This is a genomic window from Leifsonia sp. NPDC058230 (genome assembly GCF_042882245.1).
Taxonomy (GTDB): domain Bacteria; phylum Actinomycetota; class Actinomycetes; order Actinomycetales; family Microbacteriaceae; genus Leifsonia.
The window spans coordinates 443696-456844 of sequence record NZ_JBHVWM010000003.1 but is presented as its reverse complement, the minus strand read 5'-3'; the positions used below and the strand labels follow the sequence as shown (position 1 = coordinate 456844).

Genomic DNA, 13149 nt, shown 5'->3' with positions numbered 1-13149 from the left:
TCTTCCGAAGCGGTTGCTCAGGATTCGGGCGAGACGATCCCGATGATCCCGGCGTCCGCGCTTCCTGCCTCGTGCTCGCGGATCTCCCCCTGCAGGCCGCGCAGTGTCGAGCGGAGGGCGCGTTCCGCATCCAGCCCGTTCGCCTTCGCGGACGCGACGATCGCGAGTAGCAGCGGACCGAGCTCGTCCTCCGACTGCACGCTGACGCCGCCGACCTCGTCGAGCTCGATCAGCCCCACCTTCTGGGCCCGCCCGAGCAGCTTGTCCGCCAGAGCGAGCGACGGCATGGCCTGCGGGATGCCGTCGAGAACGCTCGTGCGATCCGGCTTCTCGGTCTTCTTCAGGTCCTCCCAGAACTCGACCACATCATCCGCGGTCTCCGCCTTGCGGTCTCCGAAGACGTGGGGGTGCCGGCCGACCATCTTCGCCGTCATCTGCGCGGCCACATCCTGGATGTCGAAGTCTTCGCCCGGAGTGTGCGCGGCGATATCGGAGTGGAAGAGCACCTGGTAGAGGACGTCCCCGAGTTCTTCGATCATGTCCTCGCGGTTGCCGGTCTCGATCGCCTCGATCAGCTCGTACGTCTCTTCGATGAGGTACTGCACGAGCGACTCGTGCGTCTGGTCGGCGTCCCACGGACATCCGCCGGGCCCACGCAGCCGTGTCATCACCGCAACGAGCTCGTCGAGTTTGCTCGGCTCGGCGCCGGTCTGTGCGGACGAGAAGCTCAGTTCGGTCATCTACCCTCTCCTCGGTCGTTCCCCGTGCCGCAGGCTCGGCACGCGCGCTAGCCTGGCGGTATGGCCACCCGGATCGCTCGTCTCACCATCTCTGTCAACGATCTGCCCCGCGCGCTCGCGTTCTACCGCGACATCGTCGGGCTCGCCGAGGTCTACACCGTCGAGGGCCTCGCAATGCTGACGACCGACAAGGATGCGCCGGCCGGAACCGCCACGGAGGTACTGCTCCATCAGCGTACGCCCACGCCAGGTGAAGCGGGGGTCGCCGCCAGCTTCGAGGTGCGCGACGTCGACGCCGTCACTGCTGCCGCTGTCGACGCCGGCGCAGTCGTGGTCGACGAACCGGCGGACCAGGCCTGGGGCGAACGGCAGTCGGTGCTCCGGGATGTGGACGGGCACATCCTCTGCTTCGTCGGCCCTCTGCAGAGCTGAGTGCTTCCCGTCCGTTTTGCGGCCTATTTCATCGCGCTCACGGCTTCGCGTGCCGCTGCGGCGATGAGCGCGTCGTCATATGTTGCGTCTTCCGCGGTCCTGCTCGACATGATGGCGAGGACGATCGGCGAGCCCTGGCTGGGCCAGAGGATGGCGATGTCGTTGCGGGTGCCGTAGCCGCCGCTGCCGGTTTTGTCTCCGACCGTCCAATCCGCCGGAACGCCGGCGCGAATCAGGTTCGCACCGGTGGTGTTGCCTTTGAGCCAGCCGGTGAGGAGTTCCTGCTTCTGCTTTGGTAGCCCGTTTCCGTGGGCGAAGATGCGCAGGTTGTTGCTGATGGCGCGTGGTGTGGTGGTGTCTCGGGTATCGCCAGGGGTTGCTTCGTTGAGTTCGGGCTCTATCCGGCTGACACGAGTGGTGGTGTCGCCGATCTTCTCGAGTGCGTCTTGGAGTCCAGCCGGTCCGCCGAGCTGGCGGAACATCAGATTCGCAGCCGTGTTGTCGCTGTACTGGAGTGCGGCGGCGATGATGTCTTTCAGCGACATGCCGGTGTCGACATGTTTTTCGGTGATGGGCGAATAGTCGACAAGATCAGTCCGGTTGTAGTGGACAATCTGGTCGAGATCCGCTTCCGAGCTTCTATCGAGGACGGCAGCGGCGGAGAGCATCTTGTGGGTCGAGGCGTACGCGAACCGTTCGTCAGCTCGGTACGTGACGGTCTTGCCACTCCCGGTGTCGATTCCGTAGACACCGAGACGCGCGTCAAACCTCGCCTCCAGCTCCGCGTAGGCGGTCGAGTCCGACGTGCGCGTCGGCGCAGGCGTAGGCGCGGACGCGGACACCGACGTCTGCGGCTGAACGGCGGTACCCGCGCAGCCCGTGAGCGTTGCAAACGCGAGCATCGATCCGACCACGGCGGAGATGGGCCTTTTGTGTCGCACTGCGGCATTCCTTTGTTGAAGCGGGCTGTGCCCGCACCGTCCAAACAATGCAGTATGTCAGTTCGAATCGAGAAATGTCTGACCTCCTCGACAGAGCACTCGCGCTAGCGTAGGGGCATGGCCACTCGGATCGCCCGTCCCACCACGTCTGTCAGAGATCCGCTGAGCCTCCACCTGTTTCACCGCGATGCGGACGGGCACCGCAGCCGCCTCGTCGGCCCCCTGCCCGCGTGAGCGTCATCCGCTCGGAGCGCACCGCGGCCGGCCTGCTGCTGGGCGCCGCGGCCCTTGGGCTCCTCCTGGCGAACACCGCCCTGGGTCCGAGTCTGCTCGATCTGCAGCACACGTATCTCTCGCTCGGCAGCGCGAAACTGAGCGTCGGCCACTGGATCAGCGACGGCCTCCTGGCGGTCTTCTTCTTCATCGTGGCCGTCGAACTCAAGCACGAGCTCGTCGTCGGCGAGCTCAACAGCGTCAAGAAGGCCATCCACCCTGCCATCGCGGCCGTCGGCGGGGTGATCGTGCCGGTGCTGATCTACCTCGCGTTCACCGCCGGAAGCGACGTGGCCCAGGGCTGGCCCATCCCGACCGCGACCGACATCGCGTTCGCGCTGGGCGTGCTCGCCGTCTTCGGGCGCGGGCTGCCCAACCGCCTGCGGGTGTTCCTGCTCGCCCTCGCCGTGCTCGACGACCTCATCGCCATCGTCATCATCGCCGTGTTCTTCACGACCGACCCCGACTTTCTCTCTCTGGCGCTGGCCATCGTCACCGTCGCGATCTTCGGCATCCTCAGCCGGCTGCTGCGGGGCCGGATGCGCTGGCCCATCGGGGTGCTCATGGTGCTGGTCGCCTGCCTCACCTGGTGGCTGGTCTGGAACTCTGGCGTGCACGCCACCATCGCGGGCGTCGCCCTCGGACTGGTGATGGCCCGCCAGCCGGCCGGCCGCGCGGCTCACGCCCTCGAACCGTGGTCGAACGGACTGATCCTGCCTCTGTTCGCATTCTCGGCCGCGCTCGTCGTGATTCCCGCTGTGTCGCCATCGCAACTGTCGCTTGCCTTCTGGGGCATTCTCGTCGCCCTGCCCATCGGGAAGCTCGTCGGCATCACCCTCGGCGGCTGGCTCGGCTCCCTCACCCTGCCGAAATCCGAGCGTGGACGGATCCCGCTCGTCGGCGTGCTCACGATCGGCGCCCTCGGCGGCATCGGCTTCACCGTGTCCCTCCTCATGAACGAACTGGCGTTCGCCGGAAGCGACAGTGTGCGGGCCGAGGGGACGCTCGCAGTTCTCCTCGGGTCGGTTGTCTCGATCATCGGCGCAGGATTCGCGGTGTCGGCGCTCGCCCGCCGCTACCGTCGGCTGCACCCGCACCCGCACCCTCACCCCGCGCCGCACTCGAGCGCTCCGCCACCAACGCCGTGAGACTCCTCGCCGTCAGGCTGTCACGACCCTAAGCGGGCTCTGCCGATCTTCACAGGGGCGTCTGCCACGCTGACGCCATGACCTCGGTTCACGTCATCGGCAGCCCGCACCCGTCACCCGAACCCGGAACCGTTCTCGAGCGTTTCGCCGACGAGGACGAGCACAGTCGTCGCCGTCGAGAGCTGTTCACCGACTTCATGCTCAACTACAAGTTCGCGATCGCCGAGGTCGTGACCAAGTTGGAGATCCTGCGCGACGACTTCAACAACGACCACGAGTACAACCCGATCGAGCACATCAATTCTCGGTTGAAGAAGCCGGAGAGCCTTCTCGAGAAACTCGACCGCAAGTTTGGGCACGTCGATACGCGGATGGAGTTGGATCACATCCGCGAGCACATCCTCGACATCGCGGGCGTGCGCGTCACCTGCAGCTTCATCGCCGACATCTACAAGATCCGCGACACCATCGTCGGCCAGGAGGATGTGACCCTGCTGGCGGAGCGCGACTACATCGCATCCCCGAAGGCGAACGGCTACCAGAGCCTGCACTTGATCGTCGAGATCCCGGTATTCCGGGCCCGCGAGGCGATCCGTGTTCCGGTGGAGATCCAGATCCGCACCATCGCCATGGATTTCTGGGCGAGCCTGGAGCACAAGATCTACTACAAGTACGCCGGTGCCGTGCCTGAGACCCTTCAGGCTGAACTCGCCCAGGCTGCGGATGCGGCTAACCGGCTCGACCGCAAGATGGAGCAGCTGCACGAGCAGGTGCGCACGTACAAGCGCTAGAGCTCGACCTCGTCGTGCCGGGCGATCGCAAAGATCTGGTTCGGGTAGCGCAGTCCGGAGAAGTACCGGTTGGTGTGTTCGACGATCTGTTCGCCGGTGATCTCGACACCGTCCCAGTCCGTGTCTGTCGTGGTGTGCGCGTCGCTCACGAGCGTCACATCGAATCCGCGAACCGCCGCGCTCTGTGTGGTGGTGCGGATGCAGTAGTCCGACTGCGCGCCGGCCACGACCAGCCGCGTCACGTCGAGCGCCTCGAGCACCTCGTCGAGGTCGGTGTCCGCGAACGAGTCGCGGTAGTTCTTGTGGACGAGCGACTCACCGTCGGCCCGGCTGAGTCCGGCGGCGAGCTGCCAGCCGTCACTCCCCCGTGGCATCTCGTCTTCCTCCTGCTGCACCCACACGACCGGCACCCCGGATGCGCGAGCCCGGTCGACGAGCGCCGCCGTCCTCGCGACAACCCCCGCACCGTCGAAGCAGCCGTCGATCACGTCCCGTTGCAGGTCGATGATAAGGAGAGCGGTCGGAGTCTGCGCGTCGGTCACACGGTCATTCTGCCCGACGCCGTGCAGCTCCGGGTACCGGCGTCGCCTCGATACCGGGGTTGGCGTCCACCTCGAGCAGATTGAGCTTCTCCTGGTCGCCGAGAACGCATCTGCTATTCGCGGTGAAGTCTGCGTAGTCCTCACCAACCGTGAACTGAATTAGAAGACCGTCCGGCTTGCTTCCTGCCAACAACCGCGGCTCCGAGAGCACGTGCCGAGGCGGTCGCATCACATCGTTGTACTCGATCTCCACCCGGTGGCCGAAGCGTGCCCAGATCGCTTGCGCCTGTTCAGCAATCCTCTTCGGTGGGGCCGGGAGCGGTTGGCTGCGCCGAATCGAAAACATCGAGTAGCTCACCCCCTCGCTTCCGTCCAACATGTAGCACGGTCCCCAATTGTGGGTGTCGTCGATCCAGTCACCCCCGAGCAGCTCTTGCATGCCCCGGTACAACGACGCGACCTCGGCCTTGGCCTCAAGGGCATTTGTCATCATCGTTGTCTCCTTCGGCCTCGGCTTGAGCACCAATTCGGGTTTACTCATTTTTCCGCAGCCTGCAAGCAGGATCGCAAGCACGACCCCAATACACAGAGCGCCGGCAGGATTCATGATTGGTGCCCCCTCATGCATGAAGACTCGTGCGGAATCATGTCCGCGATGTTCAACCGACGTCCGCTATTCCTCGAGTCGGTTCAGCTTCTCCGCGTCTCCGAGAACGCATCGGCTTCTTGCGCTGAAGTCTGCGTAGTTCTGACCAACCGAGAATTGAACGAGGAGACCGTTGCGCTTGGTTCCGGCGAGCAACGGAGGATCCGACAGGATGAGCCGCGGCGGCGCCACCACATCGTCGTGCTCGATTTCCACTGAGTATCCGAAGCGCGCCCAGATCGCTTGCGCTTCTTCCGCAACAGTCCCCGGGTCTGCCGGGAGCGACTGACCGATACGCCTCGAATAGAAGGCATAGCTCACTCCCTCCCTTCCGTCGGACAGACTGCACGGTCCCCAATCACGCATGCGATCGATCCAATCGCCCCCTAATAGCTCTTGCATAGCCCGATACAACGAAAGAACCTCGTTCTTCGCTTCAAGTGCGTTCGTCACAACTGTCGTGTCCTCCGCCGTCGGCTCGAATACAGATCTGGATATGTCCGAAGTTCCACAGGCTGCAAGCAAGGTCGACAGAGCCGCAGCCGCCCCCAGTGCCCAGGCGTACTTCATCATTGAGGTGCCCATCCGAAGACGGTGCGCATAAGGTCCTTTGCCCGATCCTGTGCTTGCAATGAGGACCTCTCATCAGGCGTACCTCCGACTGGGATCTCCGATCCATGGCCCATGGTCGCTAGAACAGTCGAGCGCATCGCTGTCGTGTTCGGATCCAAATAGCCATACTCTCCGTCGCTCGCGGACGGCGCGAATAGGCCATGTTGACTCACCTCATTCAGCTTGGATCCTGAGTCATCGAAACTCGCTTCAGAGCTGAAGGTGTGTGCACCGAAGGACGGCGCTGTCGGATCCTGGCGTTGACTGATGACTTGGCCCGTCGGAGCCCATCCGTCGCGATGTCCTTGCGACGCGAACACTTCGCCACGAGGTACCTTCAAGCTGTCAGCGTCGTCGATCTGGTTCGGCACTCCTGCTGATCCCAGCATGACCAAGTGGTCCGCACTGGCACTCATCAACGCGAGCGTTGCTACAGCGGTGCCGTACGAGTGCCCGACTACAGAGACCTCATCGGCTACGGCATAGGCCGAATGCACTGACTCCAATCCCCGCAACGCGCTCGAGAGTCTCTCGCCTCCGGCCTTCGCTAAAGGCTCGTGCCCTACTCCCGCTACGTCCATGCCACCTGGAGGCGTGTAGTCCAACCATGCAAGGACCGCAATCTCCCCTTGTGTGTCCGTCGCCTTCTCTTGCGCCTCCCGCATATCCCGCGCGCCGAGGACAAAGCGGTCCATATCGCCCGCCACGTTGGTCCCCATTCCCGGGACGATGTAGGTGACGCGAGTTGCCTTGTCCAGGTCTCCGACGGAAATGGCTGCTCTGGGCTCCGGCTCGACGGAGAACGCGACGAACTGTCGAGGTGGAGACGCGTGCATTCCGTCGCCGAGCGTCTTCTTGAGCGCGTTCAACGCATCCAGGGCGGGGGCGTACTCCATGGGGTGTTCCCTGGCGGCTTCGAGAGCGCGGTCGAGAGCCAGGTGATTCGCGCGGTCTCGTGCCCAGAAGGCGACACCGTTCATGTTCCCGAGAACGGACGGGATCAGGGTGATCAGCACGTTCTGTTTGTCGGTCGGTTGTCCCGCGACGGGGCCGTCCATGCTCTTCCACCAGGAAGCCACCGCGCCAGGGTCCGCCTCCGCGATCTTGCCGGCGAAGGCTCTGTGCTGCGTGAGAAGGATGCGGAGATCTGTGGCCGAAAGACCGGCCATCATCGAGAACAAGGCGGCGTGGTCGGCGGAGTAGATCTTCGGACTCGTGAACTCCCAGAGAGGTCCGAGGACGGCCTTGCCGCCGAGGGACTCCGCCGTTGCCAGGTCGATCCGGCGGCGGCGAACGATCAATTCGTCCCACTGCTCATCGACGCCTGCGAGCCTCGACCTCTCGGCGTTGATCTTCTCGGTGATGCGGGCCCGCTCGTGACGGTACTGCCCATCCCGCTCGGGGTCGGGGATGGTCGTCGGCGTCAGCAGGTGCGGTTCCGCGTTTCGGTACTGCTTCTGGAGGTCGGTCAGGGCGGCAAGCGCAGATCGGCGCTGGTGCTCGAGCGCGGCCTGCTCATCCTTGATGCGCTGGACGTGACCCGCGTAGGCGTGCAGAGTGGCCGCTTGAGACTCCAGGCCGACAGCCAGGAGAGCCAGGTCGGGCATGGCCGCTTCCACTGCGGAGCCGAAGGCTTGCCGTGACGTGCCCGTCCACGACGATGCCGAGATCGACTCCGCAGCCGAGGTGACCACGATGGACACCCTCTGAAGTTCCGCCGCCTTCGCAGACCTCATGCTCGCCAGGGACCTGATTCCGGCCGGTTCGCCGGCACCCGGTTCGGTGTCGACCGTCATCAGAACGCCCTGGCCAAAGCCGCATCCGCTTCGGAAAAGGAGGTGACCGCGCTCAGGGGGTACCGGGCCACCTCACGCAAGGACTTCGCCACCAGTTCGGCGCGAGCCGCCTGCTGCACGCTCCCGTCTCGAAGCGGCGACGCAACGACCGTCGTGCCGAGTACGTCGGCGCGAAACGCGCTCAACGACGCATCCAACCGCACCACCGAGACCCCCGCGGTGATGCGGACCGACACCTCGTGCAACGGTGACGCGTTGATTCGAAGCTCAGACATACACAGCTCCCAAGCTTTTGCTCATGACGGCCTGCCTCGTCTCAGCGCGACAGACGGGCCGCGAGCTGCGCATCCACCTCGCCGAGGGTCTGTGCCGTAGTGCGGAGGAACGCCGCGAGATCGTCGAGACCGCCGATCGCGTTCTGGGCGCCGGCGGTGAACCGGTTGTAGGCGTCGGAGAAGGCTCCCGACGACCTGTCGGTCGTGAAGCCGGCGGCGACGAGCGAGGAGATCTGCGATTGCAGCTTGGACAGGGTGGCGTTCATCTCGTCACGGCCCGCCACGAGGCGGTCGGCGTTGCTATTGAGTTCCTGAAACGACACGTTGATGTTGGACATGAGTTCCCCCAGACTTCGACAGAAATGTAAAATGCACAATGTGTGTGCGTTTCAAGCCTAGAGAAGTCGGCGGGAAAAGAAAAGCATTCGCGATGTTATGAAGGCATTTCCATCGCGGGGGCGAAATCGGGCATGGCGACCTGCACCCGCGCCAGCCTGCCCGAGTCGACGAGGATGCCGCGACCTACCGGGAAGTCGCTCCGTGTCACCCGCGGGAACGGTGTGCGGAACAGGCCGATCCCATCCGACTCCTCGGGCTGGAGCACGATGCCCGCGCGGGCCGTCTTGAGCTCGGCGTAGAGCTGCCAGGCGGACGGAGCCGTGACGGTGTCCGCCTCCGCGAGGACAGGGACGCCGGCCCGCCGGGCGGCCTTGACGAGCCGGGCGACCTGCGATTCGGCGGGCATTCCCTCGAAGTCGCCGATGTTCTCGATTGCGATGAAGAGCGACCCGACGTGCGCTCTCGGCGCCTGCTCCAGCATGGTTGCAAGGCGCGTCGCGAGGGACTCGGCCGCGTCGGCGTCCGCCGAAGCCTCGGTCCAGTCTGTCGCGTCGGTCAGCGCGCTTCGCCGGGCCACGATCAGGTACGCGGCGAGTTCCGGATGCGCGGCACGAGTCGCGCGGACAGCCGTGGTCATGGCGGTGGTGCGTCCCGAACCGAACGGTCCCGTCACGACGAACAGCCCGTCGAGCGGCAGACCCACCGGCTCCAAGGTCTCGTCGGCGATGCCCAGCGTGGGACGGCCGGCGACGCTGACGGGCAGATCGGTGGCAGGGATGAGGGCGGCCAAGCGTTCGATCGGTCTGGCTTCGGGCACGCCCTCCGAGCGCAGGCGATCGGCGAGGGCGTCGATCCGAGCGGATTGCGCAGCGAGGTCGGCGTGGCCACCGGGTACCGCGATCTGCACCTCATGGGCGTTCACGATCGCCCGGCCGGCGGGTGCGTCTTCGAGGATGTCGGGTGCGACCCCCGCGGCCGCGTACTCGGATTCACCGGCGAGCCGCAACACGATCCGCGAACCGATGTTCGCCGCGAGGGCCGTGGGAAAGGCGGCCGCGCGATCGGCGGCCATCACGACGTGGATGCCCAGCTGGCGCCCTGTCGACGCGAGCGCGAGAAGACGATCGAAAGTCTTCCCGGCATCGCGGAACTCGTACTCGCCGCGGAACGCACCGAACCCGTCGACCAGCACGAGAATCCGGGAACAGGGCTGACCGGTCGCAGCACTGAACTCCGAGAGCGAGGCAGCACGCGCGTGCGCGAAGGCCGCGGCGCGTTCCGCCGCCAGTTCCGTGAGTTGCTTGAGCATGCGGGTGACGCGTTCCGCATCAGTTCCCGCGACGACGGATGTCACAGTCGGCAGTGACTCGAGCACGTTCAGTGCACCCCCGGCGAAGTCGATCGCGTAGACGGTCACCGGATGGTCGCCTGCCACTCGCGAGGCGGCGAGCGCGATCGTGCGCAACAGGGCGCTCTTGCCGGCGCCGCCGGTGCCCAGCGCGGCAACGTTTCCGACAGCGTCCAGATCGAGGAGGAAGGTCCCCTGGCGTTGGGATTCCGGTTTGTCGATACGGCCGATCGGCAGCCGGCCGCCCTGCGCATCCGGGAGCCCGTCGAGTTCGATCAGGTCGGGCAGCTGGTCGAGCCACGGGCGGCGCGGGATCTCGACGTTCCGCTCGTCGGCGGCACGCGCGATCGTCCCGGCCAGACGTTCGATGTCGCGAGCTGCCTGCGGCGCGCGCGGGGTCCGTGCGGGCGTCACCCAGGGTTGGCCCGGACCGAACGGGAGGTCTTGGATCAGCACATCCGGTTCGCTGTTCGCCTGCTCGCTGCGGCCGCCGAGGTACGCGGTCTGGAAGTCGAGGATCCTGCCGGGTCCGATCTTCGCAGCTCCGCGGCCCGGCGTTCCGGGGTCGAAGCCCGCTGCGTCCGGAACGGCGAGCACGTCGACGCTGTCGGCCTCGTCGGCCACACGCAGTGCGACCCGCAGGTTGGTGTTCGCACGCAGGCTGTCTTTGATCACTCCGGACGGGCGCTGTGTGGCCATCACCACGTGCAGACCGAGCGAGCGGCCGCGCTGGGCGACATCGATGACACCGTCGACGAACTCCGGGACCTCGGCGGCGAGGGCCGCGAACTCGTCGATCACCAGGACGAGGGCGGGCGGGGCGTCAGGATCGCTTCGCTTCTCCAGGGTCTGCAGATCTTTCGCTCCCTTGACGTTCAGCACATTCTCCCGGTGTTTGAGTTCGGCCTGCAGGGAGGTGAGGGCGCGACGCACGAGATGTGGAGTGAGGTCGGTGACGAGCCCGACGGTGTGCGGCAGATCGACGCAGTCCGCGAAGGCGGCGCCACCCTTGTAGTCGACGAGCAGAAAGGTCACCCGGTCGGGCGAGTACTCGGCCGCGATGCCCATGATCCAGCTCTGGAGGAACTCGCTCTTGCCCGACCCGGTGGTTCCGCCGACGAGGGCGTGTGGACCGTGCGTCCGGAGGTCGAGCGCGAACGCTTCGGTCGGACCCTGGCCGACGACCGCGCGGATCCCGCCCGGGTCCCTCGGCGTGCCCGGCACCCAGCCGAGCGTAAGACTGTCGTTCTTGACCCAGCGTTGGATGATCGCCGCCGGGTCGTCGGCGATGTCGCCTTCGTAGAGGTCGACGAACGAAACGCTGTGCGGGAGGTCGGTCTCATCCAGCACCCGTGCCCCGATGTCCTCGACGGGCGAGAGCGCGCGGGCGGCGGTGTCCGCGGTCACCGAGTCGACCAGTTCGGTGGTCTCCAGTGCGATGTCGATGCCCGAGCGCACGAATCCGACACGGCCGCGTCCCGTGCTCCCATCGACCTCGAGGTAGGTGCGGCAGATCACGGGCAATGCTTCGACCGTCGGTGCGATCCACAGAATGAAGACCCCGTAGTCGGCACCGTCCTCGCCGAGTGCGACGAGTCGGGAACGATCGGCCGGGGATTCGGCGGTCACGATCACGAGGACGGCGGGTGTGGCGGGGAGCCGGTCGACGGCGTCTCCGTGGCCGTCGTCGAGTGGACGGGACTCGTCGAGCCGGGACCGCACGCGCTCACCGCGCCCGTGACCGGCCCCGCGACGAGCCGCGATCAGCCCCTCCACTTCGGACAACAGGATGCTGCCACCCGCATAGTCGGCGACCAGTCCGTTCGTTCGAAGCGGGCTGTACGGCGAATCCACGTGCGGCAGCCATTTGAGCCAGGACCAGAGCTCCGTCGTATCGCCGGCGGCGAATCCGGTGATCACGAGGTCGGCGGGTGAATGGAGTCCGGCGAGCTGGAGCACCAGGGCGCGGGCCGCATCCTGAGCCATGAGGCCCGTGCCGGCCACGCCGATCGCTCCGGCGCGTTCGAGGTTCTCGACGACCGGCACCGGGCCGATCCGGCTGAAATCCTCAGCCAGATCGCGCACGCGATTCCAGTCGTCGAGCTCGCCGCTGTTCGTGGACGGCAACTGGATGCTCGTGCGGGAGGCCAGCTGACCGGCACCGAAACGGACCTCGAGGAAGGTCGTGTGCTCGGGCTTCCTGGTCCAGAGGAGAGGGGAACGCGTGCGCATGGCGTCCGCGACCGTCGCCGAACTCGGCGACTCGGCGTTGCGCGCGTCGATCTCGGTCGCGCGCTCCTCCTCCAGCCGGGTGCGGACATCCGCCATTCCGTCGTCGAATCCCTTCCTGGCGAGCCTCCCCTTGCGCTTGCCCTGGGCGCGAGAATCGATCCACGTCCCGAACATGATCAGCGGGGAGAGAGCGACGAACAGCAGCGTGGTGACCTGGCGGGTGAGCAGGAACATGACGACACCGAGCAACACGGGGCTGATGAGGAGGAGCAGCGGAAGCCGGGACGGCGGTGCCGGAACGGGTATCTCGGGGAGTATGAAGGTCCCGCCGCGATACGACGGCTCGACCCGCGGCGACCGCGAGAAGTCGGCTTCGATGTGACCCAGCGGCCGCCGGGCGCTCGACGGTAACGGCACGATCTGCAACTGCGACCCGCCCACCGTGATGTGCGATGCGCCCGTGACGATCGCGCGCTGTACGAGCATCCCGTCGACCTGCAGGCCGTTCGCGGAGTTGACATCCGCGACGGTCACCACTTCGCCGACAGTCACCGTCGCATGCCTCCGCGACACCTCGGGGTCCTGCGACAGGAAGACGGCGGCTGACGGATCACGCCCGACCAGATTGACGCCGTGCGCCACCGCGAACTCACGACCCGCCTCCGGACCCCTGACGATACGAACCAGTGCGGCCGGAGCGTCGTCGCGTTCGTCGCCCGGTCGGCGCTCACCGACCGGGACGACCTCGACACGGCAGCCGGAGCGCAGGCTGGACTCACTGACCTGCGCCCCCGGATTCAGCACCCGCCCCTGTCGGAGTCCGGGGAACTCCACTCGCAGGGTCACCGGATCGCTCTCTCCCCGCACGCTCGGGACGCGAAGTCGCTCGGCGATATCGGCGATGGTCGCGGTGACGTCGGCGGTCACGACGACGTCGCGCCCCGCATCCGGATTCGCCCCCGCCACGAGCGTCAGCTTGACTTTCACGACTGTCGCTCCCCCACCACGGGAGCGAGTCTAGAGGCGGGAATCCC

Annotated in this window: 12 protein-coding genes; 3 read left to right on the top strand and 9 right to left on the bottom strand. The window is 66.1% G+C overall.

Annotation, left to right across the window (positions count from 1 at the left end):
- Window positions 1-17: 17 nt before the first annotated feature.
- Entirely contained in the window at window positions 18-740 is a 723-nt protein-coding gene (locus tag ACFVV0_RS12025) for a MazG family protein (protein ID WP_387062988.1), read from the bottom strand.
- 60 nt (window positions 741-800) lie between these two features.
- Here ACFVV0_RS12025 and ACFVV0_RS12020 point away from each other — a divergent pair, with 60 nt between their 5' ends.
- The gene (locus tag ACFVV0_RS12020) at window positions 801-1172 is read left to right on the top strand and encodes a VOC family protein (RefSeq protein ID WP_387062985.1); all 372 of its coding nucleotides are present in this window, start codon (window positions 801-803) and stop codon (window positions 1170-1172) included.
- Between the two features lie 23 nt (window positions 1173-1195).
- Here the strand turns inward: ACFVV0_RS12020 and bla are convergent, their stop codons facing one another.
- The gene (bla, locus tag ACFVV0_RS12015; RefSeq protein ID WP_387063563.1) at window positions 1196-2074 is read right to left on the bottom strand and encodes a class A beta-lactamase; all 879 of its coding nucleotides are present in this window, start codon (window positions 2072-2074) and stop codon (window positions 1196-1198) included.
- Between the two features lie 269 nt (window positions 2075-2343).
- Here bla and nhaA point away from each other — a divergent pair, with 269 nt between their 5' ends.
- Complete coding sequence (nhaA, locus tag ACFVV0_RS12010) at window positions 2344-3534, top strand: Na+/H+ antiporter NhaA (protein WP_387062982.1); 1191 nt, start codon at window positions 2344-2346, stop codon at window positions 3532-3534.
- A gap of 77 nt (window positions 3535-3611) precedes the next feature.
- On the top strand, window positions 3612-4325 hold the full coding sequence (locus ACFVV0_RS12005) for a GTP pyrophosphokinase family protein (protein WP_387062979.1): 714 nt from the start codon (window positions 3612-3614) through the stop codon (window positions 4323-4325).
- Here the strand turns inward: ACFVV0_RS12005 and ACFVV0_RS12000 are convergent.
- From ACFVV0_RS12000 to ACFVV0_RS11970, 7 genes are all read right to left on the bottom strand, one after another.
- Window positions 4322-4867 (bottom strand): cysteine hydrolase family protein, encoded by a 546-nt coding sequence (locus tag ACFVV0_RS12000; protein ID WP_387062976.1) that lies wholly within the window; start codon window positions 4865-4867, stop codon window positions 4322-4324. The two genes, ACFVV0_RS12005 and ACFVV0_RS12000, sit on opposite strands and share 4 nt — an antisense overlap.
- Before the next feature lie 4 nt (window positions 4868-4871).
- Window positions 4872-5408: a hypothetical protein gene (locus tag ACFVV0_RS11995; protein ID WP_387062973.1), complete on the bottom strand. Its 537-nt coding sequence runs from the start codon at window positions 5406-5408 to the stop codon at window positions 4872-4874.
- Window positions 5409-5540: 132 nt separating this feature from the next.
- Entirely contained in the window at window positions 5541-6098 is a 558-nt protein-coding gene (locus ACFVV0_RS11990) for a hypothetical protein (RefSeq protein WP_387062970.1), read from the bottom strand.
- Window positions 6083-7921 (bottom strand): alpha/beta hydrolase, encoded by a 1839-nt coding sequence (locus tag ACFVV0_RS11985; protein WP_387062967.1) that lies wholly within the window; start codon window positions 7919-7921, stop codon window positions 6083-6085. The genes ACFVV0_RS11990 and ACFVV0_RS11985 overlap by 16 nt, the downstream gene beginning before the upstream one ends.
- Window positions 7921-8196, bottom strand: coding sequence for a hypothetical protein (locus ACFVV0_RS11980; RefSeq protein ID WP_387062964.1), 276 nt, complete (start codon window positions 8194-8196; stop codon window positions 7921-7923). Before ACFVV0_RS11980 ends, ACFVV0_RS11985 begins: the two co-directional genes overlap by 1 nt.
- Window positions 8197-8237: 41 nt before the next feature.
- Window positions 8238-8534 carry a WXG100 family type VII secretion target gene (locus ACFVV0_RS11975; RefSeq protein WP_387062961.1) on the bottom strand — a complete coding sequence of 99 codons (297 nt, stop codon included), beginning with the start codon at window positions 8532-8534 and terminating at the stop codon, window positions 8238-8240.
- 95 nt (window positions 8535-8629) lie between these two features.
- Window positions 8630-13102: an FtsK/SpoIIIE domain-containing protein gene (locus ACFVV0_RS11970; protein WP_387062958.1), complete on the bottom strand. Its 4473-nt coding sequence runs from the start codon at window positions 13100-13102 to the stop codon at window positions 8630-8632.
- Window positions 13103-13149 lie beyond the last annotated feature (47 nt).

Coding starts and splice junctions, on each gene's coding strand:
- ACFVV0_RS12025 (WP_387062988.1), bottom strand. CDS start 740: ATGACCGAACTGAGCTTCTCGTCCGCACAGACCGGCGCCGAGCCGAGC.
- ACFVV0_RS12020 (WP_387062985.1), top strand. CDS start 801: ATGGCCACCCGGATCGCTCGTCTCACCATCTCTGTCAACGATCTGCCC.
- bla (WP_387063563.1), bottom strand. CDS start 2,074: ATGCTCGCGTTTGCAACGCTCACGGGCTGCGCGGGTACCGCCGTTCAG.
- ACFVV0_RS12005 (WP_387062979.1), top strand. CDS start 3,612: ATGACCTCGGTTCACGTCATCGGCAGCCCGCACCCGTCACCCGAACCC.
- ACFVV0_RS11995 (WP_387062973.1), bottom strand. CDS start 5,408: ATGAGTAAACCCGAATTGGTGCTCAAGCCGAGGCCGAAGGAGACAACG.
- ACFVV0_RS11990 (WP_387062970.1), bottom strand. CDS start 6,098: ATGGGCACCTCAATGATGAAGTACGCCTGGGCACTGGGGGCGGCTGCG.
- ACFVV0_RS11985 (WP_387062967.1), bottom strand. CDS start 7,921: ATGACGGTCGACACCGAACCGGGTGCCGGCGAACCGGCCGGAATCAGG.
- ACFVV0_RS11980 (WP_387062964.1), bottom strand. CDS start 8,196: ATGTCTGAGCTTCGAATCAACGCGTCACCGTTGCACGAGGTGTCGGTC.
- ACFVV0_RS11975 (WP_387062961.1), bottom strand. CDS start 8,534: ATGTCCAACATCAACGTGTCGTTTCAGGAACTCAATAGCAACGCCGAC.